The organism is Pseudomonas sp. NFPP07 (assembly GCF_900115645.1).
Classification (GTDB): Bacteria; Pseudomonadota; Gammaproteobacteria; order Pseudomonadales; family Pseudomonadaceae; genus Aquipseudomonas; species Aquipseudomonas chlororaphis.
The window spans coordinates 25,900-51,305 of the sequence record NZ_FOXG01000001.1 but is presented as its reverse complement, the minus strand read 5'-3'; the positions used below and the strand labels follow the sequence as shown (position 1 = coordinate 51,305).

13 protein-coding genes are annotated in these 25,406 nt (G+C 65.9%); 7 read left to right on the top strand and 6 right to left on the bottom strand.

Annotated elements, in window-relative coordinates; all coding sequences use genetic code 11:
• Positions 1-3 precede the first annotated feature (3 nt).
• Entirely contained in the window at positions 4-888 is an 885-nt protein-coding gene (locus BM019_RS00210) for an SDR family oxidoreductase (protein WP_062825107.1), read from the bottom strand.
• A 12-nt stretch (positions 889-900) separates the two neighbouring features.
• Positions 901-2,691, bottom strand: coding sequence for an acyclic terpene utilization AtuA family protein (locus BM019_RS00205; protein WP_092417350.1), 1,791 nt, complete (start codon positions 2,689-2,691; stop codon positions 901-903).
• Between the two features lie 211 nt (positions 2,692-2,902).
• Here BM019_RS00205 and BM019_RS00200 point away from each other — a divergent pair, with 211 nt between their 5' ends.
• The 3 genes from BM019_RS00200 (at position 2,903) to BM019_RS00190 (ending at position 4,946) form a co-directional block, all read left to right on the top strand.
• Positions 2,903-3,526, top strand: coding sequence for a TetR/AcrR family transcriptional regulator (locus BM019_RS00200; RefSeq protein ID WP_009044910.1), 624 nt, complete (start codon positions 2,903-2,905; stop codon positions 3,524-3,526).
• 107 nt (positions 3,527-3,633) lie between these two features.
• Positions 3,634-4,425, top strand: coding sequence for a substrate-binding periplasmic protein (locus BM019_RS00195; RefSeq protein WP_009044909.1), 792 nt, complete (start codon positions 3,634-3,636; stop codon positions 4,423-4,425).
• 83 nt (positions 4,426-4,508) lie between these two features.
• On the top strand, positions 4,509-4,946 hold the full coding sequence (locus tag BM019_RS00190; protein WP_062825110.1) for a hypothetical protein: 438 nt from the start codon (positions 4,509-4,511) through the stop codon (positions 4,944-4,946).
• Between the two features lie 56 nt (positions 4,947-5,002).
• On the opposite strand, the gene BM019_RS00185 is transcribed toward BM019_RS00190, so the two are convergent.
• A complete protein-coding gene (locus BM019_RS00185) occupies positions 5,003-5,551 on the bottom strand; it encodes an RNA polymerase factor sigma-70 (protein WP_007922891.1) in 549 nt (182 codons plus the stop codon).
• A 375-nt stretch (positions 5,552-5,926) separates the two neighbouring features.
• On the opposite strand from BM019_RS00185, the gene BM019_RS00180 reads away from it, so the two are divergent.
• The 4 genes from BM019_RS00180 to BM019_RS00165 all read left to right on the top strand — a co-directional run bounded on the left by BM019_RS00180 (position 5,927) and on the right by BM019_RS00165 (position 21,929).
• Positions 5,927-18,955: a non-ribosomal peptide synthetase gene (locus BM019_RS00180; protein WP_092417349.1), complete on the top strand. Its 13,029-nt coding sequence runs from the start codon at positions 5,927-5,929 to the stop codon at positions 18,953-18,955.
• 197 nt (positions 18,956-19,152) lie between these two features.
• The gene (locus BM019_RS00175) at positions 19,153-19,971 is read left to right on the top strand and encodes an alpha/beta fold hydrolase (RefSeq protein WP_092417348.1); all 819 of its coding nucleotides are present in this window, start codon (positions 19,153-19,155) and stop codon (positions 19,969-19,971) included.
• 94 nt (positions 19,972-20,065) lie between these two features.
• Complete coding sequence (locus tag BM019_RS00170) at positions 20,066-21,118, top strand: hypothetical protein (RefSeq protein ID WP_092417347.1); 1,053 nt, start codon at positions 20,066-20,068, stop codon at positions 21,116-21,118.
• Between the two features lie 466 nt (positions 21,119-21,584).
• Positions 21,585-21,929 (top strand): DUF6124 family protein, encoded by a 345-nt coding sequence (locus BM019_RS00165; protein ID WP_092417345.1) that lies wholly within the window; start codon positions 21,585-21,587, stop codon positions 21,927-21,929.
• Positions 21,930-22,050: 121 nt separating this feature from the next.
• On the opposite strand, the gene dsbG is transcribed toward BM019_RS00165, so the two are convergent.
• From dsbG to dsbD, 3 genes are read right to left on the bottom strand one after another with little or no spacing between them, the layout of a single operon-like run.
• On the bottom strand, positions 22,051-22,818 hold the full coding sequence (dsbG, locus tag BM019_RS00160) for a thiol:disulfide interchange protein DsbG (protein WP_092417343.1): 768 nt from the start codon (positions 22,816-22,818) through the stop codon (positions 22,051-22,053).
• On the bottom strand, positions 22,794-23,666 hold the full coding sequence (locus tag BM019_RS00155) for a TlpA disulfide reductase family protein (RefSeq protein ID WP_062825117.1): 873 nt from the start codon (positions 23,664-23,666) through the stop codon (positions 22,794-22,796). The genes dsbG and BM019_RS00155 overlap by 25 nt, the downstream gene beginning before the upstream one ends.
• Positions 23,666-25,405: a protein-disulfide reductase DsbD gene (dsbD, locus tag BM019_RS00150; RefSeq protein ID WP_092417341.1), complete on the bottom strand. Its 1,740-nt coding sequence runs from the start codon at positions 25,403-25,405 to the stop codon at positions 23,666-23,668. Before dsbD ends, BM019_RS00155 begins: the two co-directional genes overlap by 1 nt.
• Position 25,406 lies beyond the last annotated feature (1 nt).

The window sequence follows — 25,406 nt, the reverse complement described above, 5'->3', positions numbered from 1 at the left end:
GGCTTATTTCCCGTCCTTGAGTGGCTCGTCCTTGAGCACGTCCGGCAGGTAGGCGCGGTGGAAGCCGTTGTAGGACTCGCTGTGGGACGCCTTGTGCAGCGGCCAGGCACGGCTGCCGAGGCTGGCGGCACCGTCGATGCGCAAGGTGCTGCCGCTGATGAAGGCTGCCGCCGGGCTGAGCAGGAAGACGATGGCGGCGCTGACTTCCGACTCGGTGCCGATGCGCTTGAGCGGCACGTGTTCGCGCAGGGTCGGGATCACCGCCTTGAACGCGCCTTCGTAGGTGTCCATGCCGCTGGAGGCAATCCAGCCCGGCGCCACGGCGTTGACCCGCACCCCGGCATGGCCCCATTCGAACGCGGCGGTCTTGGTGAAATTGTCCATTCCCGAACGGGCGGCGCCGGAGTGGCCCATGCCGGGCATGCCGCCCCACATGTCGGCGAGCATGTTGACGATGCTGCCGCCGTGCTTGCTCATGGACTGGTTGAAGACTTCCCGGGCCATGAGAAAACCGCCCACCAGGTTGGTGCGCAGCACGGTTTCAAAACCTTTCTGATTGATTGAGGCCAGGGGCGAGGGGTACTGCCCGCCGGCGTTGTTGACCAGGCCATGCAGCGGCCCGTGGTCACGGATCAGTTCGCTGACCAGGGCCTTGACCGCGTCCTCGTCGCGGATATCGCAGGCATGCCCGCTGGCCTGGCCGCCGTCTTCGGCGATCTCCGCGGCCACCTTGTGCAGCTTGTCCGCCTTGCGCCCCACCAGCAGCACACGGGCGCCAAGGGCCGCCAGTTCATGGGCGGTGCAGCGCCCGATGCCGCTGCCGCCACCGGTGACGACGATGGTCTGGCCGGCGAACAGGTCGGGTTTGAAAATCGAGTCGTAGCCCACGAAAAGCCTCCTTCAGTTGACGGCGTCGGCGATGCTCTGTGGCACCGGGATCTGGATTTCCAGCAACTGCTGGGCGAAGGCCTTGCCTTGCGGGTCGATGCGCAGGCTGGCGACACCGCCGCCACCGAGGGCGTTCTCCAGCAGGAAATTCAGGCTGTGGGTGCCCGGCAGGTACCAGCGCTGGACCCGGCCATGCACCGGGTCCAGCACATGGCTCATCCAGTCCACCACGACGGCGGGTGTCAGGGCCTCGGCGATCCACGGCAGGTATTCGGGCGCGCGGGCCATGACCCCGATATTGCTGTGGTTGCCCTTGTCGCCGGAGCGCGCCACCGCCAGCTTGACCAGCGCCACGCTGGCATCGGCGCGGCCCACGGGGCTGGCCACGGCATGGGGCGCGGGCAGGGCGCTGGCGTCGAGGCTGTCGAGCTCGGGCAGCTCGACCCGGTGGCGCTGGCCAGCCATCTCGACTTCCAGGGTGCAGGCGTTTTTGTCGATCAGGAACGAGAACAGGCGGATCAGCGGATAGACCGTGGGCCGGCCGCCGACGATGCCGGTCAGGCCCGGGGCCATGCCGGTGGCGGCCTGGGCGATCTCCCGGGAAAACAGCACCAGCGCGCGTTTGTCCGGATGGCGCACGGCGAGCTTGATCACCACTTCGCGGCTGTCCTGGCGCTGGCCGTGGGGGCCATAGGTGGCTTCGCTGCCGAGCAGTTCGATATTGACTTCGCTGTAGGGCGCCCAGCCGCGTTGGCCGAACATTTGCGTAGTCTTGTCGATGATCGCCTGGCTGACCCGGCGCGCCTTGGCCACCGCGTCGATACCGGCGATCAGGCAACTGGCGGTGCAGCGGAAACCGTCCGGGTAAGTGGCGCTGACCTTGTACTGGCCGGTCGGCGGCAGGCCCTTGGCGCCATGCACGCTGACCGCATTCTTGCCCTGTTGGCGCAGCTTGACCTGGGTGAAGTCGCAGACCACGTCCGGCAGCAGATAGGCCCGTGGGTCGCCGATCTCATAGAGCAGTTGTTCGCCGACAGTCAGCGGTGTGACCAGGCCACCGGAACCTTCGGGCTTGCTGACCACGAACTGGCCATCGGCGCTGACTTCGACGATGGGAAAGCCGATGTGTTCGTAGTCCGGCACGTCGCGCCAGTCGGTGAAGTTGCCGCCGGTGCACTGCGCGCCGCATTCGATGATGTGCCCGGCGAGGGCGGCCTGGGCCAGTTTGTCGTAGTCGTGCCAGGACCAGCCGAATTCATGCACCAGCGCCGCGCTGACCACCGCGCTGTCGACCCCGCGGCCGGTGATGACGATGTCGGCGCCGAGCTTCAGGGCTTCGACTATCCCGGGAGCGCCGAGGTAGGCGTTGGTGGACACGCACATCGGCGGCAGCGGCGCACCGCTGAACATCTCATGAATGCCGCTGCCGCTCAGTTGCTTGAAGCGGGGTTGCAGGTCGTCGCCCAGCAGCACGGCGATTTTCAGGGCCACGCCGGCCTGGTCGCAGGCTGCTTGCAGGGCCGCGGCACAGGCCTGCGGGTTGATCCCGCCGGCGTTGCTGATGACCCGGATCTCCTGCCGGGCGATCTCGCCCAGCAGCGGGCTCAAGACCTCGACGAAATCCGTGGCGTAGCCGGCAGTAGGGTCCTTCATTCGCGCGCCGGCCATGATCGACAGGGTGATCTCGGCCAGGTAGTCGAACACCAGGTAATCCAGGCGGCCACCCTGCACCAGTTGCGCGGCGGCGCTCGAGGTGTCGCCCCAGAAGGCGCTGGCACAACCGATGCGGAGGGTCTTGGTCATGGCTGGGGGCTCTCGATAAAAGACTCGATAAAAAGACGCGATGACAGAACTGGATCGAGACTACCAAGCAAGCGCTTGGTTTGTAAATGTCGGAAATATCTTATTCCCAAGCGCTTGCTTGGTCTTCCCCGCGGGCTTAAATTGCGCGCGCAAGCTCCCTGTTTCAGGGGGCTGCGCCGCATAACGATCGAGCGAATGTAGGAGAGAGGCCGTGGACGAGCAAAAAGCCTTGCTGGTGATGCGCCAGCTGGTCGCCAACGGGCAACTGACCGACCCGGACAGCGCCCGCGGCAAGCTGCTGCAAACCGCGGCTCACCTGTTTCGCAACAAAGGCTACGAGCGCACCACGGTGCGCGACCTGGCCGGCGCGGTGGGCATCCAGTCCGGCAGCATCTTTCATCACTTCAAGAGCAAGGATGACATCCTGCGCGCGGTGATGGAGGAAACCATCCACTACAACACCGCCCTGATGCGCGCCGAACTGGCCGAAGCCGGCAGCGTGCGCGAGCGGGTGCTGGCGCTGATCCGCTGCGAGCTGCAATCGATCATGGGCGGCAGCGGCGAGGCCATGGCGGTGCTGGTCTACGAATGGCGCTCGTTGTCGGCCCAGGGCCAGGCCGACGTCCTGGCGCTGCGCGACATTTATGAGCGGATCTGGTTGCAGGTGCTGGGCGAGGCCAAGGAGGCCGGCTTTATCAAGGGCGATGTGTTCATTACCCGGCGTTTTCTCACCGGGGCGCTGTCCTGGACCACCACCTGGTTTCGCGCCGAGGGCAGCATGACCCTCGAGCAACTGGCCGAGGAAGCGCTGACCCTGGTGCTCAAGGAGCCGTAGGCCTCCTGCAAGTAATTAATTCTTCAGTGGAAAGTTGTTGAAGCCAGGGAAACCGCCTAGCTTTAATGGCATTGCTCTGTTTCTTTATCTTGAGGTGAGTTGCCTTGATGTCTTCGCCAATGCGGACGGCTTTGCGAGTGCTGGTGTGGGGCCTGGCCACCCTGACGGTTTTTCCGGCCTGCGCTGCGCAGTTGGTACGCGTGGGGGCGGCGCATTTTCCCCCTTATACCGTGCGTCCCGAGCAGGGCGCCGACACTGGGCTGCTGCCGCAACTGGTGGACGCCTTGAACGCGTTGCAGAGCGACTACCAATTCGTACTGGTGCCGACCTCGATTCCCCGGCGTTTTCGCGATTTCGAGCAGGGCCGCGTCGACATGGCGATTTTCGAGAACCCGGCCTGGGGCTGGCAGAACATTCCCCACACCAGCGTCGACATGGGCCTGGAAGATGCCGAAATCTTCACCGCCCAGCGCGAGCCCGGCCGCGGCCAGGAGTATTTCGCCGACCTCAAGGGCAAGCGCCTGGCCCTGTTCAGCGGTTACCACTACGCGTTCGCCAACTTCAATGCCGACCCCAAGTACCTGGCCGACACCTACAACGCGACCCTGACCTATTCCCACGACAGCAACCTGCTGATGGTGCTGCGCGGTCGTGCCGACATTGCGCTGGTGACCCGTTCTTACCTCAGTGATTTCCTTTCGCACAATGCCGACACGGCGCAGCAATTGTTCGCCTCCGATCGGATCGATCAGGTCTACCACCACTACGCGCTGATTCGCCCCATGGCGCCGATCAGCGGCGAAAACTTCGCCAAGTTGCTGGGGCGCCTGCGCGACAGCGGTGAATTGCTGAAGATCTTCGATCCCTACCGCATCGTGGTCATGCCACCGGCCAAATGAAGCCGCCCCCAAGGCGGCTTGCCTAAATTTCCCTGTGCGGCTCACGTCACTTGGTTGAACACTGATGACGCTGAGTCCGTGCCATGTCCTCTCTCGATACGCTGTCCGCTGTGGCCGTTGCCGATCCCTGCCGTTGCGCCGCCGATCCCGCTGGCCTGCAACCGCTGCGCCTGGCCGGTATTGAAACCAGCGGTGCCGGTCGCGGGCCTGGCACGCCACTGCCACCGGCGGGCAGCGAGGTGCTGCAAGCCTTGCGTGGGCAAGAAGGATGGCGTGACGAGTGGATGGCCGGTTGGTTATCGACCCTGGTGCATTCGTTATGCCTCGACCACGGGCCGCGCGAATGGCTGGCCGAGGACGCTGGCCAGAGGCTCGAGCAGCAGGAGCGTTGCCTGCATTGTGGGAGAGCCTTCGATTTTTCCCACAAGCGCGCCGCCCTACTGATTCTGGCGCAGGGGCGGGGTGTCGGACGGCATCAGGCGGTCGAGAAAATCTGGCGGGAGCGTTCCTGTTCGCGGTAGCGCCGTGGCTGACGGTGGCTATCGCGATCAGGTGCGGGAGTAGCGTGTGGCGCGGATCAGTGACGGGCGTAGGTGTCGGCGCGGTTGCCCGAGACTTTGCGGCAATGCACCAGCGCATCGCGAATCATGAAGTTCACCAGGGTCGGCGAGACCCCGAGTTCCTTGGCGATGTCCTTTTGCGGCACCCCATGCAGGCGATACATCTCGAACGCATAGCGGGTGCGGCTGGGCAGCTCTGTCAACGCGTCGGCAATGTGTTCCAGGGTCGAGAAATTGATGTGTGAGGTTTCCGGCGACGCTCCCTGCACGACCACATTCAGACCCTCTTCTTCAGTGCCCGAATACTTCTGCTCCAGCGCCTGCTTGCGATAGTGGTCGATCGCCAGGTTGCGCACGATCTGGAACAGATAGCTCAACTGCGCCTTGAACGACGAGGTGATCTGCGGCGCCGATTGCAGCCGGAAGAACGCGTCTTGCACCACGTCTTCGGCACGGGAACGACAGCCGGTAATACGCGCCGCGATCTTGACCAAGATCAGGCGGTTGTCGACGAAGGCCTGGAGTAGCGGTGAATCGCACCTGCTTGTGGATACTTGTTCCGTCATGGAAATCACCTTGCTGCAAAAGGGTTAGTAGGACGACAGAAATTTCAGATTCGTCTTACACATCGAGCGACAAATTATTCTTAATGATAATGATTGTCAATTGAGAAAGAGAATTAATGAGCATCTTTGGTGCAGAGTGAGAACTGCGGCTCGTTGTCGCACTTTGTGAAGGGGTTCGAGGGCAGAGTGCGGACTAATTATTTCAAGACGCCATCCGTTCTCATTGGAGAAAGGTTCCGGGTGGAACATCCCGCCACAGCGCTCTCCAGATGTCCCATTCCGAGGGCAGGGGCCTTTATTTTTCAAAGGTTTATGTAACGGCCGCGGCTTTTTCCCGCGGCTCTACGTGCAAGCACAATCCGCGCAGGAAACCCCATGATGGACGCGTTCGAACTCCCCAGCACTCTGGCTCAAGCCCTTCAACGCCGGGCGGCTCAGACCCCCGATCAAGTGGCCTTGCGCTTCCTTGCCGAAGAGCAGGATCAGAGCGTGGTCCTCAGTTATCGCGACCTGGATTTGCGTGCCCGGACCATCGCCGCGGCGCTGCAGGCCAATGCCGGCTTGGGCGATCGCGCGGTGCTGCTGTTCCCCAGCGGCCCGGACTATGTCGCGGCCTTTTTCGCCTGCCTGTATGCCGGCGTCATCGCGGTGCCGGCCTATCCGCCGGAGTCGAGCCGACGCCATCACCAGGAGCGGCTGATCTCGATCATCGCCGACGCCGAGCCGCGGCTGCTGCTGACCAGCAGCGGGCTGCGCGACTCCCTGGCGCAGATGGACGAGCTGCAAGGTGTCGACGCGCCGCAACTGCTCTGCGTGGATACCCTGGCGGCGAGCCTGGCCGAAGGCTGGACCGCCACCGAACTGCGCGGCGACGACATCGCCTTCCTGCAATACACCTCGGGTTCCACCGCCTTGCCCAAGGGCGTGCAGGTCAGCCACGGCAACCTGGTGGCCAACGAACTGCTGATCCGCCGCGGCTTCGGCATCGATCTCAACCCCGACGACGTGATCGTCAGCTGGCTGCCGCTGTACCACGACATGGGCCTGATCGGCGGCCTGCTGCAACCGATCTTCAGCGGTGTGCCCTGTGTATTGATGTCGCCGGCGTATTTCCTCGGCCGACCGTTGCGCTGGCTGGAGGCGATCAGCGAATACGGCGGCACCATCAGCGGCGGCCCGGACTTCGCCTACCGCCTGTGCAGCGAGCGGGTCAGCGAGTCGGCCCTGGAGCGCCTGGACCTCAGCCGCTGGCGCGTGGCCTATTCCGGGTCCGAGCCGATCCGCCTGGACACCCTGGAGCGCTTCGCCGAGAAGTTCGCCGCCTGCGGTTTCACCCCGAACAACTTCTTCGCTTCTTATGGCCTGGCCGAAGCCACCCTGTTTGTCGCCGGCGGCACCCGTGGCCAGGGCATCCCGGCCCTGCGCCTGGACGAGCAGGCCCTGGCGCAGAACCGCGCCGAGCCGGGCACCGGCAACGCCATGATGAGCTGCGGCACCAGCCAGCCCGAGCACGCGGTGCTGATCGTCGAGCCGAACACCCAGGTCGAGCTGGAAGAGAACCGGGTCGGTGAAGTCTGGGCCGCCGGCCCGAGCATCGCCCATGGTTACTGGCGCAACCCCGAGGCCACGGCCAAGACCTTCGTCGAGCATGCCGGCCGGACCTGGCTGCGCACCGGCGATCTGGGTTTCATGCGCGATGGCGAGCTGTTCATTACCGGCCGCTTGAAAGACATGCTGATCGTGCGTGGGCACAACCTTTATCCACAGGACATCGAGCAGACCATCGAGCGTGAAGTCGAGGTGGTGCGCAAGGGTCGGGTCGCGGCGTTCGCCGTCACCGAGCAGGGCGAGGAAGGCATCGGTATCGCCGCGGAAATCAGCCGCAGCGTGCAGAAGATCCTCACGCCGGACGCGCTGATCAAGCTGATTCGCCAGACCGTGGCCGAGGCCTGTCAGCAAGCGCCGAGCGTGGTGGTCCTGCTCAATCCCGGCGCCTTGCCCAAGACGTCCAGCGGCAAGCTGCAACGTTCGGCCTGCCGCAACCGCCTGGCCGATGGCAGCCTCGACAGTTACGCCCAGTTTCCTAGTCGCCAAGCTGTGGCCGGCGAGGCCAGCGGCGAAGCGACCAGCGAACTGCAAGAGCTGATCGGCCGCATCTGGCGCGAACAGCTGCAAGTCGAGCAAGTAGCGAGCGACGATCACTTCTTCCTGTTGGGCGGCAACTCCATCGCCGCGACCCAGGTCGTCGCGCGCCTGCGTGAAGCACTCGGCCTGGAGCTGAACCTGCGCCTGCTGTTCGAGGCGCCGACCCTTGGCGCCTTCGCCACGCAGGTCGCTCAGTTGCAACAGGACGGCGGCCTGGCCCAGGGCGCGATCAATGCCTTGTCGCGTGCCGAGGCGCTGCCTCAATCCCTGGCGCAGAACCGCCTGTGGATCACCTGGCAGCTCGACCCGCACAGCAGCGCCTACAACATTCCCGGCGGCCTGCGCCTGCGTGGCGAGCTGGACGAAGACGCCCTGCGCGCCAGCTTCCAGCAACTGATCGAACGCCACGAATCCCTGCGCACGCGCTTTTTCGAGCGCGACGGCCAGGCGCTGCAACAGGTCGAAGCCGCCAGCGAATTCAACCTGCAGGTGATCGACCTCAGTGACCTGCCGGCGGCCGAGCGCGAAGCGCGGGCGCAACAGATCCGCGAGGAGGAAGCCCGTACCCGGTTCGACCTGGAACAAGGCCCGCTGCTCCGGGTGACCCTGGTGCGCCTCGATGACGAAGAGCACCAACTGCTGGTGACCCTGCACCACATCATCGCCGACGGCTGGTCGCTGAATGTGCTGATCGACGAGTTCTCGCGCCTCTATGCCGCCGCCTCGCAAGGCCAGGCGACGAGCCTGGCGCCGCTGCCGTTGCAGTACGCCGACTACGGCAGCTGGCAGCGCCAGTGGCTGGCCCAGGGCGAAGGCGAACGGCAATTGGCCTACTGGAAGCAGCAGTTGGGCGACGAGCACCCGAGCCTGGGGCTGGCCACCGACCACCCGCGTTCGGCGCAACGGCAACACAGCGCCGCGCGGCACAGCCTGCGCCTGGGCGCGAGCCTGAGCGACGCCATTCGCCAGACCGCCCAGGCCCATGAATCCACACCTTTCATGCTGTTGCTCACGGCGTTCCAGAGCCTGCTGCATCGCTACAGCGGCCAGCGCGACATCCGTATCGGCGTGCCCAACGCCAACCGTCCGCGCTTGGAAACCCAGGGCCTGATCGGTTTCTTCATCAACACCCTGGTGCTGCGCGCCGAGGTGGACGGGCGCCTGCCGTTCGTTGATCTGTTGGCGCAGACCCGCCAGGCCGCGCTGCAGGCCCAGGCCCATCAGGACCTGCCGTTCGAGCAACTGCTCGAAGCCTTCCCCCAGGCCCGCGAACAGGGGCTGTTCCAGGTCATGTTCAACCACCAGCAGCGCGACCTCGGCGCCCTGCGCCGGCTGCCCGGGCTGCTGGCCGAGGAGTTGCCGTGGCACAGCCGCGAGGCCAAGTTCGACCTGCAACTGCACAGTGAAGAAGATCGCAACGGCCGCCTGAGCCTGTCCTTCGACTACGCCGCCGAGCTGTTCGAGGCCACGACCGTCGAGCGCCTGGCCGAGCATTACGTCAGCCTGCTGCGCGAAGCCTGCGCGCGTCCGCAAACCGCCATCGCCGATTTGCCGCTGCTCAACCCCTGCGAGCAGGCGCAGCAGCAACAGTGGAGCGAAGCCCCGTGCGCGGCGGCCAGCCAATGGCTGCCCGAGCTGCTCGAGGCACAACTGCAGCAGACCCCGGAACGCACCGCACTGGTGTGGCAGGGCGGCGAGCTGAGCTTCGCCGAGCTGCATGCCCAGGCCAACCGCCTGGCCCATTACCTGCGCGACAAAGGGGTCGGCCCGGATGTCTGCGTGGCCATCGCCGCCGAGCGTTCGCCGCAGCTGTTGATCGGCCTGCTGGCGATCGTCAAGGCCGGCGGCGCCTATGTGCCGCTGGACCCGGACTACCCGGCCGAGCGCCTGGCCTACATGCTGGCCGACAGTGGGGTCGAGCTGCTGCTGACCCAGACCCAGCTGCTCGAGCGCCTGCCCCAGGCCGCCGGCGTCAGCGCCATCGCCATGGACAGCCCCAAGCTCGACAGCTGGCCGAGCCATGCGCCGGGCCTGCACCTGCACGGCGACAACCTGGCCTATGTGATCTACACCTCCGGCTCCACCGGGCAGCCCAAGGGCGTGGGCAACACCCACGCGGCCCTGAGCGAACGCTTGCAGTGGATGCAGAACAGCTACCGCCTGGACGCCAGCGATGTGCTGATGCAAAAGGCGCCGATCAGCTTCGACGTGTCGGTGTGGGAGTGCTTCTGGCCGCTGATCACCGGCTGCCGCCTGCTGCTGGCCGCGCCGGGCGAACACCGCGACCCGCATCGCATCGCCCAGTTGGTGCAGCAATACGGCGTGACCACGCTGCACTTCGTGCCGCCGCTGTTGCAGCTATTCGTCGATGAGCCGTTGAGCGCCGGATGCAGCAGCCTGCGCCGGGTGTTCTCCGGTGGCGAAGCCTTGCCGGCCGAATTACGCGACCGGGTGCTGGAGCAATTGCCGAACGCTCAACTGCATAACCGTTACGGCCCGACCGAAACCGCGATCAACGTTACCCATTGGCATTGCCGCAGTGTCGATGGCCAGCGTTCGCCCATCGGCCGTCCGCTGGGCAACGTGATCTGCCGGGTGCTGGACGCCGACCTCAACCCGGTGCCGATAGGCGTGCCGGGCGAGCTGTGCATTGCCGGGATCGGCCTGGCCCGCGGTTACCTGGGGCGCCCGGGGCTGAGCGCCGAACGTTTTGTCGTCGACCCGCTGAGCAGCGACGGCGCGCGCCTGTACCGCACCGGCGACCGGGTGCGCTGGGCGGCCGATGGCGCGCTGGAATACCTCGGGCGTCTCGATCAGCAGGTCAAGCTGCGCGGCTTTCGCGTCGAACCCCAGGAAATCGAAGCGCGCCTGCTGGCCCAGGAGGGCGTGGTCCAGGCGGCGGTCCTGGTGCGCGAGACCGCGGCCGGTGCGCAGCTGATCGGTTATTACACCGCCAGCGCGGATGGGGAAGAGGAGGGGGCGCAGACCGCGCGCCTGAAAACCGCCCTGGCCAGTGAGCTGCCGGAGTACATGGTGCCGGCGCAACTGATGCTTCTTTCGGCCATGCCTCTGAGCCCGAGCGGCAAGCTCGACCGCCGCGCCTTGCCGGAACCGCAATGGCAGGTGCGCGAACACGTCGAACCCGTCACTGAGTTGCAACAGCAGATCGCGGCGATCTGGCGCGAGGTGCTGGGGCAGCAGCGCATTGGCTTGCGCGATGATTTCTTTGCCCTGGGCGGCCACTCGCTGCTGGCCACGCAGATCATTTCCCGGACCCGCCAGGCCTGCGACGTCGAGTTACCGCTGCGGACCCTGTTCGAAGCCAGCGAGCTGGGCGACTTCGCCGAGCAGGTGCGGTTGATCCAGGAAGCCGGCAAGCGCAACCAGCAGCCGCCGATCGCCAAGGTCGATCGCAGCCAGCCGGTACCACTGTCCTATTCCCAGCAGCGCATGTGGTTCCTCTGGCAGATGGAGCCGGACAGCCCGGCCTACAACGTCGGCGGCATGGCGCGCTTTACGGGCGTGCTGGATGTCGGGCGTTTCGAGGCGGCGCTGCAGGCGCTGATCCTGCGTCACGAAACCCTGCGCACCACCTTCCCTAGCGTCGACGGCGTGGCCCAACAACGGGTGCACGGGGAAACCGGCGTGCGCATGGGCTGGAAGGATTTCTCCATGCTGGATGCAACGGCCCGCGAGCAACGCCTGCAACAGCTGGCCGACAGCGAGGCGCACCGGCCGTTCGACCTGGAGACCGGTCCGCTGCTGCGCGCCTGCCTGGTCAAGGCGGCGGAGCATGAGCACTACTTCGTGCTGACCCTGCACCACATCGTCACCGAAGGCTGGGCGATGGACATCTTCGCCCGTGAGCTGAGCGCGTTATACGAAGCCTTTATCGACGACCGCGACTCGCCGCTGGAACCGCTGCCGGTGCAGTACCTGGACTACAGCGTCTGGCAGCGCCAGTGGCTGGAGTCCGGCGAGCGTCAGCGCCAGCTGGATTACTGGACTGTGCAACTGGGCAACGAACATCCGCTGCTGGAACTGCCGGGCGACCGGCCGCGGCCGCCGGTGCAGAGCCACCGCGGTGAGTTGTACCGCTTCGACCTGAGCGACGAGCTGGCGGCACGGGTGCGGCGCTTCAACGCCGAACATGGCCTGACCCTGTTCATGACCATGACCGCCACTTTGGCCGTGCTGCTCTATCGCTACAGCGGCCAGACCGACCTGCGCATCGGTGCGCCGGTGGCCAACCGCATCCGCCCGGAAAGCGAGGGGCTGATCGGCGCTTTCCTCAACACCCAGGTGCTGCGTTGCCAGCTCGACGGGCAGATGAGCGTCGGCGAGCTTTTCGAGCAGGTGCGGCATACCGTGATCGAAGGCCAATCCCATCAGGACCTGCCGTTCGACCACCTGGTGGAAGCCCTGCAACCGCCGCGCAGCGCTGCCTACAACCCGCTGTTCCAGGTGATGTGCAATGTCCAGCGCTGGGAGTTCCAGCAGAGCCGCAGCCTGGCCGGCATGACCGTGGAATACCTGGCCAACGATGCGCGGGCCACCAAGTTCGACCTCAACCTGGAAGTCACCGACCTCGATCATCGCCTGGGTTGCTGCCTGACCTACAGCACCGACCTGTTCGACGAACCGCGCATCGCGCGCATGGCGGCGCACTGGCGCAACCTGCTGGAGGCCTTGATCGCGGCCTTGATCGAGAGCCCCGAGCAGCGCTTGAGCGAATTGCCGCTGCTCGACCGCGTCGAACAACAGCAGCTGCTGGACAGCCTGGGTGTCGAGCCCGGCGAACATCGCCTGGACCAGTGCATCCATCACTTGTTCAGCGAGCAGGCGCTGCTGCGCCCGGACGCGCCGGCCCTGACGTTCGCCGGGCAGACCCTGAGCTACGCCGAGCTCGACAGCCGCGCCAACCGCCTGGCCTGGATGCTCCGTGAGCGTGGCGTCGGCCCGCAGGTGCGGGTCGGCCTGGCCCTGGAGCGCTCGCTGGAAATGGTCATCGGCCTGCTGGCGATTCTCAAGGCTGGCGGCGCCTACGTGCCGCTGGACCCGGAATACCCGCTGGACCGCCTGCACTACATGATCGAAGACAGTGGTATCGGTTTGCTGCTCAGCGATGCGGCGATGTTCCAGGCTTTGGGTGAGTTGCCAGCCAGCGTGGCGCGCTGGTGCCTGGAAGAGGACGGCGCGCAACTGGCCAACTATCCAGCCAGCGAGCTGCCCTTTATCAGCCTGCCGCAGCACCAGGCGTACCTGATCTACACCTCGGGCTCCACCGGCAAGCCCAAGGGCGTGGTGGTGTCCCATGGCGAGATCGCCATGCATTGTCGCGCGGTGATCGAGCGCTTCGGCATGCGTGCGGACGACTGCGAGCTGCACTTCTATTCCATCAACTTCGACGCCGCCACCGAGCGTCTGCTGGTGCCGCTGCTCAGCGGCGCCCAGGTGGTGCTGCGGGCGCAAGGGCAGTGGGATGCGCAAGAGATCTGCCAGCTGATCCGTGAGCACCGTATCAACATCCTCGGTTTTACCCCGAGCTACGGCAGCCAGCTGGCGCAGTGGCTGGCGACCCAGGGCCAGACCCTGCCGGTGCGCATGTGCATCACCGGCGGCGAGGCGCTGACCGGCGAACACCTGAGCCGTATTCGCGCGGCGTTCAAGCCGAGTCTGTTCTTCAACGCCTACGGCCCGACCGAAACCGTGGTCATGCCGCTGGCCAGCCTGGCGCCGGAACAACTGGAAGAGGGCGCCGGCAGCGTACCGATCGGCACGGTGGTCGGTGAGCGCGTGGCCTATATCCTCGACGCCGATCTGGCCCTTCTGCCGCAAGGCGCCACCGGTGAGCTGTATGTCGGCGGGGCCGGCCTGGCCCAGGGTTACCACCAGCGTCCGGGCATGAGCGCCGAGCGCTTCGTGGCCGACCCGTTCAGCACCACTGGCGGGCGCCTGTATCGCACCGGCGATCTGGTGCGCCAGTGCGCCGACGGCCAGGTGGAATACATCGGTCGGGTCGACCATCAGGTGAAGATTCGTGGCTTCCGTATCGAGCTGGGGGAAATCGAAAACCGCCTGCTGGAACATGACGCGGTACGCGAAGCGGTGGTGCTGGCCCTGGACATGCCGGGCGGCAAACAGCTGGCCGGCTATCTAGTCAGCGACGTTGCCGAGCAGGGCGACGCGCAACAGGCGGCCCTGCGCGAGGCGATCAAGGCGCAGCTGAAAATCCATCTGCCGGATTACATGGTGCCTACCCACCTGATCCTGCTGGCGAGCATGCCGCTGACCGCCAACGGCAAGCTCGACCGCCGCGCCTTGCCGGCCCCGGACCTGGAACTCAACCGCCAGCAGTACGTGGCGCCGAGCAACGAGCTGGAGCAGACCCTGGCCCAGGTCTGGTGCGACGTGCTGAACCTGCGGCAGGTCGGCCTGCACGACAACTTCTTCGAACTGGGCGGCGACTCGATCCTGTCGATCCAGGTGGTCAGCCGCGCCCGTCAGCTGGGCATTCATTTCAGCCCGCGGGACCTGTTCCAGCATCAGACCGTGCAAACCCTGGCCGCGGTGGCCAGCCGCAGCGAGCGGATCGTCGCCGAGCAAGGCCTGCTCAGCGGCGAGTCGGGCCTGACGCCGATCCAGCACTGGTTCTTCGACAGCGCGATCCCCGAGCGTCAGCACTGGAACCAGGCCCTGCTGCTGGCGCCGACCCAAGTGCTCGACGGGCAGTTGCTGGAGCAAGCGTTGCACGCGGTGTTGGCCCAGCATGACGCCCTGCGCCTGCGCTTCACCCAGGCCGACGGCCAATGGCGGGCCGAGCACCAGCCGCTGTCCGAGGCGCCACTGCTGATGCAGCTGCGCGTGGCTTCCATGGAGCAATGCCCGGCGCTGTTCGCCGAGGCGCAGCGTAGCCTCGACCTAGCCAACGGACCGCTGTTGCGCGCGCTGTTGGTGGACGGTCCGGATGCGCAGCAACGCCTGTTTATCGCCATCCACCACCTGGTGGTCGACGGCGTGTCCTGGCGGGTGCTGCTGGAGGATCTGCAAAACCTCTACCGCCAGCTTGAAACTCAGCAAACGCCGCGCCTGCCGGCGAAAACCAGCGCCTTGCGCGATTGGGCGTCACGCCTGCAGGCCTATGCCGGCAGCGAGTCGCTGCGCGAAGAGTTGAGCTGGTGGCAGGACCAATTGGCTGGCCCGGCGGCGACGCTGCCGGTGCAGCACGCCCAGGGCGGGCGGCAGAACAAGCATGCCCGGACCGTCAGCGTGAGGCTGGATGCCGAGCGCACCCGGCAGCTGCTGCAACAGGCGCCGAGTGCCTACCGCACCCAGGTCAACGACCTGCTGCTGACGGCCCTGGCCCGCGTGCTGTGCCGCTGGACCGGCGAGGCTTCGGCGCTGATCCAACTGGAAGGCCATGGCCGCGAAACCCTGTTCGACGAGATCGACCTGACCCGCACGGTCGGCTGGTTCACCAGCGCTTACCCGCTGCGCCTGACCCCGCTGGCCGTCGAAGCGGCGGCCGGGCAGGGCGCCTCGATCAAGGCGATCAAGGAGCAGTTGCGCGCCGTGCCGCATAAAGGCCTGGGTTATGGCGTGCTGCGCTACCTGGCCGACGCGGCGATCCAGCAGGGCATGGCGGCCTTGCCGCAAGCGCCGGTCACCTTCAACTACCTGGGGCAGTTCGACCAGAGCTTTGCCAGCGACGCGCTGTTCCGTCCGCTGGACGAGCCGGTGGGCGCCGCCCATTCGCCGGAAGCGCCGCTGCCCAACGAGCTGAGCATCGACAGCCAGGTCTACGCCGGCGAGCTGGTGCTGCGCTGGACCTTCAGCGGCGAGCGTTTCGATGTGCAGAACATCGACGCGCTGGCCCAGGCCTACCTCGGCGAACTGCACAGCCTGATCGGCCATTGTCTGGAGGATGATGCCGGCGGCCTGACGCCATCGGACTTCCCCCTGGCGCGCCTGACCCAGGCGCAACTGGACGCGCTGCCGGTAGCGGCCAGCGCCATCGAGGACGTCTACCCGCTGACTCCGATGCAGGAGGGCATGCTGCTGCACACCCTGCTGGAGCCGGGCACCGGCCTGTACTACATGCAGGACCGCTACCGCATCGACAGCGAGCTGGACCCGGCGCGTTTCGCCCAGGCCTGGCAGGCGGTGGTGGCCCGTCACGAAGCCCTGCGCGCGTCCTTCTGCTGGAACGTCGGCGAAGACATGCTGCAGGTTATCCACAAGCCGGGCGGCACGCCGATCGAGTTCCTCGACTGGAGCGCTGTCGCGCAAGACGAGCAGGAACCGAAGTTGCAGGCGCTGCTGAAAAGCGAGCGCGAGGCCGGTTTCGATCTGCTCAGCCAGGCGCCGTTCCACCTGCGGCTGATCCGCGTGGGGGCTGCGCGCTACTGGTTCATGATGAGCAACCACCACATCCTGATCGATGCCTGGTGCCGTTCGCTCTTGATGAACGACTTCTTCGAGATCTACACCGCCCTGGGCGAAGGTCGCGAAGCCCAGCTCAGCGTGCCGCCACGCTACCGCGACTACATCGGCTGGCTGCAACGCCAGAGCCTGGCCGAGGCGCGCCAGTGGTGGAAAAACAACCTGCAAGGCTTCGAGCGCACCACGCCGATTCCGAGCGACCGGCCGTTCCTGCGCGAACACGCCGGCGATAGCGGCGGCATGATCGTCGGTGACTGCTACACCCGTCTCGATGCCCGCGACGGCGCGCAATTGCGTGAGTTGGCGCAGCAGCATCAGCTGACCGTCAACACCTTCGCCCAGGCGGCCTGGGCCCTGGTCCTGCGGCGCCTGAGCGGCGAGCGTGACATGCTGTTCGGCGTCACCGTGGCCGGGCGTCCGGTGCAAATGCCCGAGATGCAGCGCACCGTCGGCCTGTTCATCAACAGCATCGCGCTGCGGGTGCAGCTGCCCGAAGACGGCCAGCGCCTGAGCGTGCGTCAATGGCTCGGCAGCCTGCTGGAACGCAACATGGAGCTGCGCGAGTACGAATACCTGCCGTTGGTGGCGATCCAGGAAAACAGCGAGCTGCCCAAGGGCCAGCCGCTGTTCGACAGCCTGTTCGTGTTCGAGAACGCGCCGGTGGAAGTCTCGGTGCTGGACCGCGCGCAAAGCCTGAATGCCACCTCGGATTCCGGCCGCACCCACACCAACTTCCCGCTGACCGCGGTGTGCTACCCGGGGGATGACCTGGGGCTGCACCTGTCCTACGACCAGCGCTACTTCGAGCAGGCGACCATCGAGCGCATGCTCGGCGAGTTCAAGCGGCTGCTGCTGGCGCTGGTGCAGGGCTTCCATGGCGACATGGCCGAGCTGCCGCTGCTGGGCGCAGCAGAGCAGGACTTCCTGCTCGCCGGCTGCAACCAGAGCGAGCATGAGTACCCGCTGCAGCGCAGCTACGTCGAACTGTTCGAGGCTCAGGTGGCGGCGCATCCGCAACGCATCGCCGCCAGTTGCCAGGACTTGCACTACAGCTATGCCGAACTGAACCAGCGCAGTAACCGCCTGGGCCATGCCCTGATCGCCAACGGCGTGGGCCTGGACCAGCCGGTGGCCCTGCTGGCCGAGCGCAGCCTGGACCTGCTGGGCATGATCATCGGCAGCTTCAAGGCCGGCGCTGGCTACCTGCCGCTGGACCCGGGCCTGCCGGGCCAGCGCCTGGGGCGGATCATCGAGCTGAGCCGCACGCCGTTGCTGGTGTGTACCGCGGCCTGCCAGGAACAGGCGCGAGCCTTGCTCGACGAGTTCGCTTGCGCCAACCGACCACGTTTGCTGGTGTGGGAAGAGGTGCAAGCGGCCGATCATTCGCAGGACAACCCGGGGATCTACAGCGGCCCGGACAACCTGGCCTATGTGATCTACACCTCGGGCTCCACCGGCCTGCCCAAGGGCGTGATGGTCGAGCAGCGCGGCATGCTCAACAACCAGCTGAGCAAGGTGCCGTACCTGCAATTGAGCGAAACCGATGTGATCGCCCAGACCGCGTCGCAGAGCTTCGACATTTCGGTCTGGCAGTTCCTCGCCGCGCCGCTGTTCGGCGCGCGGGTGGACATCGTGCCGAACGCCATCGCCCATGATCCGCAAGGCTTGCTCGCCCATGTGCAGGCACAGCGCATCAGCGTGCTGGAAAGCGTGCCGTCGCTGATCCAGGGCATGCTCGCCCAGGAGTCCATCGACCTCGATGGCCTGCGCTGGATGCTACCGACCGGCGAGGCGATGCCGCCGGAGCTGGCGCACCAATGGTTGCTGCGTTACCCGCAGATCGGCCTGGTCAACGCCTACGGCCCGGCCGAGTGCTCGGATGACGTGGCCTTCTACCGCGTCGACATGGCCTCGACCCGTGGCAGCTACCTGCCGATCGGTACGCCGACCGACAACAACCGCCTGTACCTGATGGATGGCGCGCTGGAGCTGGTGCCGCTGGGCGCGGTGGGCGAGCTGTGCGTCGCCGGTACCGGGGTCGGCCGTGGTTATGTCGGCGATCCGCTGCGCACCGCGCAGGTGTTCGTGCCGCATCCGTTCGGTGCCCCGGGCGAACGCCTGTACCGCACCGGCGACCTGGCACGGCGCCGCGCCGATGGCGTGCTGGAGTACGTCGGGCGGATCGACCATCAGGTGAAGATCCGTGGCTACCGCATCGAGCTGGGGGAAATCGAAGCCCGCCTGCACGAACAGCCGGAAGTCCGCGAAGCGGCGGTCGGGGTGCAGGAAGGCGTCAACGGTAAGCATCTGGTGGGGTACTTGGTTGCCAGCGACTCGGCGCTGAACCCGACGGAGCGCCTGGAGCGCATCAAGCAACGCCTGCGCGCCGAGCTGCCGGAATACATGGTGCCGCTGCACTGGCTGTGGCTGGAGCGCCAGCCGCTCAACGCCAACGGCAAGCTCGACCGCAAGGCCCTGCCGGCCCTGGAGATCGGCCAGCTGCACAGCCAGGACTACCTGGCACCGCGCAGCGAACTGGAGCAGACCCTGGTCGATATCTGGGCCGAGGTGCTCAAGGTCGAGCGGGTCGGCGTGCAGGACAACTTCTTCGAGCTGGGCGGGCATTCGCTGCTGGCCACGCAGATCGCCTCGCGGGTGCAGAAGACCCTGCAACGCAACGTGCCGCTGCGGGCGATGTTCGAGTGCAGCACGGTGGAAGAGCTGGCGCAGTACATCGACGGCCTGGCGAGCAGTGAAATCAACGAGGAGAAGGTCGATCGCCTGAGCGACCTGATGGCGGAGCTGGAAGGGTTGTAGTCCGGCGTTGTCAGGCCTGGCGCTATCGCGAGCAAGCTCGCTCCTACAGAGGTCATATCAAACCCTGTAGGAGCGAGCTTGCTCGCGAAAAATCTCCAGGCCTGCACTTTTCTTCGAACTCGTCCGATTGACTGAACCCTTTCACCGGCACAGGCTAGCGAAGCTTTTCTGGAGCCCCCCTCAACAGGAGACAGTTGATGCCCTTCGCGACTATTGATGGACAAGCCCTTCACTACCTGGACCAGGGCAGCGGCCCGGCGGTGCTGCTGGCCGGCAGCTACCTGTGGGACCTGAACATGTGGGCGCCGCAGATCGAGGCACTGTCCCGGCAGTACCGGGTGATCGCCCTGGACCTGTGGGGCCACGGCCAATCCGGCGCGCTGCCGCAAGGCACTGCTTCACTGGACGACATCGCCCGGCAGGTGCTGGCGCTGCTGGATCATCTTGAGATCGAACGCATCAGCCTGGTCGGCCTGTCGGTGGGCGGCATGTGGGGCGCGCGCCTGGCCCTGGCGGCGCCGCAGCGCATCAATGGCCTGGTGCTGATGGACACCTATCTGGGGGCCGAGCCGGAGCCGACCCGCCAGTATTACTTCTCGTTGTTCAAGCAGATCGAAGAGAGCGGGGTGATCGCGCCGCAGCTGCTGGACATCGTGGTACCGATTTTCTTCCGTCCGGGCATCGATCCGCAGTCGGCGCTGTACCAGGACTTCCGCGCCGTGCTCGCGGCCCTGCCCAGCGAACGCCTGCGCGAAAGCGTGGTGCCCATGGGCCGCATCACCTTCAGCCGCGCAGACCTGCTGTCGCGCCTGGACCAGCTGGACCCCAAGACCACCTTGCTGCTGTGCGGCGACCAGGACAAACCGCGCCCACCTGCGGAAACCCGGGAAATGGCCGAGCTGATCGGTTGCCCTTACCAACTGGTGCCCGAGGCCGGGCATATCTCCAACCTGGAGAATCCGGCGTTTGTCACCGAGGCGTTGTTGGCGTTTTTGGCGGAGCGGCATTCCTGCTGACAGTGCAGCTACCACCACCCGACCCTCTGCTATAGTCGCGCCCGGCTCAGGTCCAAGCACCTGCGCCGGGCGTTTTCATTCAGGGACAGGGGCGATGACGGAACATATTTACTGGCGCGATATCGAGGACTTGGCCGGCAATTGGAACGGCCTCGGGGTGGACGTCAAGCGCCCGGCCAGCGGCAAGCCGAACTTGCGCCTGCTCAGTGGCCACAACCGACGCATGCAGCTGGTGCTGGGTGACCAGACGCTGCTCTGGGGCACCATGTCCCGCTGCCTTTATGGCGTGTGGCTGGTGCGCAATCACCTGCTGGAGCACTTGCCGCAAACCCTGGTGGGGCCCATCGATTCGCCCCAGGTGGAGCAACAGCTACGCCTCGACCCGGCCCCGCGCCTCAAGGCCTGGAGCCGCTTTTTCGTCCAGCAGTTGATGCAACACCAGCCGGACTTTTTCTACCCCGGCTACTGGCTGGTACGGGCCCTGCGCCCGGAATCCCTCAAGCCGATGCGGCCGTTGCTGAGCGGCACCGAAGCCTGGTACTTCAAGGGCGGCGAAGACGCCCTGAGCCATATGCCGCAGTGGGCGATCTACGGCCGCAACATCCTCGACAACCGGCAACCCGGCGCGGTGCGCTGGGTCGAGTTGGGCGAGAGTGGCGGCGCGGTGGTCGGCCTGCATGCAGTGGACCCGCATTCCGGGCGCCTCAAATGGTGGCGCAAGAAAGCCCGCGAAGGCAGCTTGCCGCCCATCCTGCTGTGGTACGTCAGCGGCCTGAGCTGCCACCTGATTCTCGATGGCCATTACCGCTTGCAGGCGGCCATCGATGAAAACCTTCCCCCGGAGTTCCTGGTGCTCAGCTCGCCGCGGCTGTTCAGCTATCGCCCGAACCCGCAAGAGCAGCAGAAGGTGCTGGGGGCGCTGCAGATGCAGATCCAACGCAAGAACCTGGAAACGGTGCGCTTCAACCAACTGCTGATCAGCACCTTCGATGACCGGCCGTATCACGGCTTCGGCAGCCAGTCGTGGGCCGGGATTGCCTCGGAAAAGGTCTGGGTCGATCAGGTCAGCGGCCTCCTCAACGAACGAGGCGACACGGGTGAACTGGAGAACATCCTCGCCCGCGAAGCGCCGGACGAGTTCGCCTGAGCCTTACGCACAAACGCCGAATGTTGACGCCCCTGTAGCCGCTGCCGAGCTCCGCGAGGCTGCGATCGACTGCGCGGCATTCCGACGAAGCGGCTTATGCACAGGCGCCGAATTCAGACACGCTCCTGTAGCCGCTGCCGAAGGCTGCGATCGGGCGCGAAGCGGCCGTAAACCAGGCGACGGTATCTTGCCTGACACACCGCATGGGCAGGTTTGGCGCCTGCTGCGCAGTCGATCGCAGCCTCGCAGGCTCGGCAGCGGCTACAGGGGGCCAATTCGCTTTCTTTTGTAGGGTATTTCCGAGACGCAGTTTGCGGCTTGAAGGTGGCTGTTCTGAGCTACTAGTCTGCGTGGGTCGTCGCCAAATCGATGGCCGGAAGTGCAAGTCCGAAAAACTGTCGGGAACGTACGAAGACCCAGAAGTAATCGCTGGGTATTCATATCCACTGTGTTGAGGACTGCACCCATGAAAAAGCCAATTCCTGTGTATCGCTACCCTGAACTGAAGACTGCCAATCAGACCTTGCGCCAATCTCTGGCCAATTCGCCTGCCGAATCATTCGATGCTCTTCCTGCCACTGCGGCAGGGCCGGTAAGTCCGGATTCTCTTTTCTGTGTCCGCCAAGGCATCACCGCCGAAGAAGCCCTGGTGCATGTCTCGCTCTTGCTCAAATGCGCCGAAGAAGTCAGCGACGAGATCACCGAACGCGGCAGTGGCCTGGAGCGCGGGTTGATCTGGTCGATGGTCCATTCCGTGGAAATGGCCAGGGCGGTGGTGGATGCGTTGTTGGATGGGCGTCAGGATCGTTGATTTTCGGTGTTTTTGAGGGTCCTGTCGCGGGCAAGCCTCGCTCCTACGGAAGAACGCGGTCAACCGTAGGAGCGAGGCTTGCCCGCGATGGCGGCGTATCGAACGCCGCCAAATCTGCGCCTTATTTAGGCCCGAAAATCTTGCCCAGCTTGTCCGGCGCGGGCGCGCCTTGTTGCTGTTGCAGCTCGCCCTTGTCGTCCATGTAGAAGATCGCCGGGGTGGCGGACAGCTCCAGTTCGTCCATCAGCGCCATGTTGGCGTCGAGCTTGGCCTGGACCTCGGCGGGGATCTTGGCCAGGGGCTTGAGGCTGCTGCCCTTGCCGGCTTTCTCGTGGTCCTGCAGGGCTTTCTGCGGGTCTTTGGCGGCCAGCAGGGCGGCGGATTTGCCCGGGCTGTCTTCGCGGATGATGCCGACCATGATGTGCCGCAGCTGGACCTTGCCGGCGTTCACCCAGGGCCGCGCCTGTTCCCAGAACATGTTGCAGTAGGGGCAGTTGGGGTCGCTGAACAGGTAGACCACGCGCGGCGCGTCGGCCTTGCCATCGGCGATCCAGTGGCTCTTTTCCATCTTGGCCCAGACGGCCTTGGCCATTGGCGCGTACACCAGTTTCTGCAGCGGCTCGGCGCTCAGGTCCTTGCCGTCGGCGTCGTACAGGTTGCCCAGCAGCACATGCTTGCCGTCCGGGGTCAGGTACAGCGCCATGCCGCGGTTCTGGTACTGCGCGGCATAGCCCTTGAGGCCGTCCGGGGCATCGAAGCTACCGACGATCTTGGCGCCTTTGGCTTCGATCTTCTTGATCGCCTCGGGCAGTTCTTCGGCGTGCAGCAGCGGGGCCTGGAGCAGGGCGGCGCCCAGGGACAGGCTCAGCAGGTGGCGGATGAAAGGCATGGCAATTTCCTTGAAGGGGCGGCCTGCGTGGCCGTGGTCGAATGCGCTGAGTCGAAATGTTCCAGGGCGCGGGCCAGGCTGGCTTCGGACAGCTCGCCCAGGTGGCTGCCGAGCAGGCGCCCGTCGGCGCTGTAGAACAGCGTAGTCGGTAGCGCCATGGAGCCCACGGCCTTGCCCAGGCGGCCGCTGCCGTCGAACAGCACGTTGTTCAGGTTCAGCTCCTGGGTGGCCAGGAAGGTGCTGACGCTCTGCATGCTTTCGGCCTGGTTGACGAACAGGAAGGTCAGGTCCGGGCGCTGCTGCTGGGCTCTTTCCAGCACCGGCATTTCCCGGCGGCAGGGCGGGCACCAGGTGGCCCAGAGGTTGATCACCAGCGGTTTGCCTTGGTAGCTGGTCAGTTGCACGGTGCCGCCGTCGGGGTTGCGCAGGGCGATTTCCGGCAGCCGCGTGCCTTGTTCGAAAAGGCTCAGGGACAGGCTGGCGAGCAGCCAGAACGCCAGGCCGCTGCCGACCCCGGCGCCCAGCGGCTGGCGCAGGGCCGGGCGGCGCCAGCCCCAGGCGAGGGCGGCCAGCAGCAGGACGATGGCCCCCGGCCAGGCGAGGAAACCGCCGTCGCGCAGGTCGATGATCTGCCACAGGTCGTGGCGGTAATGCTTCCAGTAGGCGACCACGAAGCCGATGCGCGCCGCCAGCATGCCCAGCAGGAACAGGCCGAACAGCACCGATTCCGGGTTCTCGCCACCGCGCTTGGCGACTCGCCAGCCGACCAAGGTGGCCAGCGCCAGGGCACTGATCAGCAGCAGGTGGTTGAGCGCGATGGCAAAGGTGCCGATGGTAAAGGTCAGCATCAACGGGTTTCTCGGGTAGCGGTCCAGCGTTGCAGGAAGGCAGCCGCGTCTACCTCACCGGTAATCCGCTGGCTGCGGCGTTCTTCGCCGTCCGGGCCGATCCACAGCAGGCTCGGCGGCCCCGGCACTTTATACCGGTTGAGCAGTTCGCGGCTGGCGGCGTTGTCGGCCGTCACGTCCAGGCGCAGCAGGCGCACGTCTTTCAGGGCCTCGAGGACCTGGGGTTGGCCGAACACCTGTTTTTCCATGATCTTGCAGGACACGCACCAGTCAGCGTAGTAGTCCAGCAGCACCCACTGGCCCTGGGCCCTGGCGGTGTCGAGGGCCTCTTGCAGGGCGGCCGGGTCGTTGACGGTGCTGAAGGCGTCGTGGGCGCTGACGGTCGCCACGCCATTGCCGCCGCTATAGACCTTCAGCGGTCGCCACAGGTCGTCGCTGCCACCGGCGGCGCCCACCAGCAGCAGGCTGCCCCACAGGCCGAATACCACTGAACCGGCGCCGAACACATGCCCGGCGCGCCCGGCCGCGCGCATCTGCTGCCAGGCGGTGTAGGCCAGGACCAGCGCCAGCGCGCCCCACAGGCCGATCCACAGCGATTCGTCGAGCACCGGGCGCAGTAGCACGATGGCGGTGCCGAGAAAGAGGAAGCCGAACACACCCTTGAGCAGGTTCATCCACGGGCCGGGCTTGGGCAGGAAGCGGTTGCCCACGGTCACCAGCAACAACAGCGGCAGGCCGATGCCCAGGCCCATGACGAACAGGATCAACCCGCCGTGCAGGGCGTTGCCGCTCTGGGCGATGTACAGCAGGGCGCCGGCCAGCGGCGCGGTCATGCACGGGCCGACCAGCAGGCCGGACAGGGCGCCGAGTACCCCGGCGCCGACCAGGCTGCCACCGCTGCGCGAACGGCTGGCGTTTTCCAGGCGATCGCGCAGGGCCGCCGGCAGTTGCAGCTCGAAGAAGCCGAACATCGGCAGTGCCAGGACCACGAACACCGCGGCAAAGCTGCCCAGCAGCCAGGGCTGTTGCAGCAGGGCTTGTAGGTTGGCGCCGAGCAGCGCGGCGAGCACGCCCATGGCGGCATAGACCAACGCCATGCACACCACATAGCTGCCGGCCAGGGCGAAGCCGCGCCGCGGGCTGGCGCCGCTGCCCACCACCAGGCCGGCGAGGATCGGCAGCATCGGCAGCGAGCAGGGGGCGAAGGCCAGCAACAGGCCGAGGCCGAAGAACACCAGCAGGCTCCAGCCCAGGGCCCGCTGTTGCAGGCCGCTGGCCAGCGCCTGGTCGCTGGCCTCGGTGGTATTGGTTGCATTGGCGGCGGCCGGGCTGCCGCCGAGGTCCACTTCCAAGGATTGCGGCGGGTAGCACAGGCCGGCATCGGCGCAGCCTTGCCAGCCGACCTTGACCTTGCCGGTGGCGCCGGCGGGGATTTTCAGTTCCAGGCCCTGGCGATACACCTGCTGCGCGCCGAAGAATTCGTCGCTGTGGGCCTCGCCCTCGGGCAGGGCCGGTTTGTGTGCGTCCGCCAGGCCGTCGAATTTCAGCCGTTGCTGATACAGGTAATAGCCGTCGGCGATCTGCCAGAACAGCTGGGTTTCCCCCGACGCCAGGCGTTCGGAGGTGAAGACAAAGGCTTTGCCGACCGGGAGAAAGTCGGGCTTGACCTCGAACGGGTTGTTACCCGCCTGGGCCAGGCCCGACAGCAGCATGAACAACAGGATGAACAGACGACGCATG

Bases quoted from the DNA above. Each gene is read 5' to 3' on its own strand.
- BM019_RS00205 (WP_092417350.1), bottom strand. From the start codon at position 2,691: ATGACCAAGACCCTCCGCATCGGTTGTGCCAGCGCCTTCTGGGGCGAC.
- BM019_RS00195 (WP_009044909.1), top strand. From the start codon at position 3,634: ATGTCTTCGCCAATGCGGACGGCTTTGCGAGTGCTGGTGTGGGGCCTG.
- BM019_RS00190 (WP_062825110.1), top strand. From the start codon at position 4,509: ATGTCCTCTCTCGATACGCTGTCCGCTGTGGCCGTTGCCGATCCCTGC.
- BM019_RS00185 (WP_007922891.1), bottom strand. From the start codon at position 5,551: ATGACGGAACAAGTATCCACAAGCAGGTGCGATTCACCGCTACTCCAG.
- BM019_RS00180 (WP_092417349.1), top strand. From the start codon at position 5,927: ATGATGGACGCGTTCGAACTCCCCAGCACTCTGGCTCAAGCCCTTCAA.
- BM019_RS00175 (WP_092417348.1), top strand. From the start codon at position 19,153: ATGCCCTTCGCGACTATTGATGGACAAGCCCTTCACTACCTGGACCAG.
- BM019_RS00170 (WP_092417347.1), top strand. From the start codon at position 20,066: ATGACGGAACATATTTACTGGCGCGATATCGAGGACTTGGCCGGCAAT.
- BM019_RS00165 (WP_092417345.1), top strand. From the start codon at position 21,585: ATGAAAAAGCCAATTCCTGTGTATCGCTACCCTGAACTGAAGACTGCC.
- dsbG (WP_092417343.1), bottom strand. From the start codon at position 22,818: ATGCCTTTCATCCGCCACCTGCTGAGCCTGTCCCTGGGCGCCGCCCTG.
- BM019_RS00155 (WP_062825117.1), bottom strand. From the start codon at position 23,666: ATGCTGACCTTTACCATCGGCACCTTTGCCATCGCGCTCAACCACCTG.
- dsbD (WP_092417341.1), bottom strand. From the start codon at position 25,405: ATGCGTCGTCTGTTCATCCTGTTGTTCATGCTGCTGTCGGGCCTGGCC.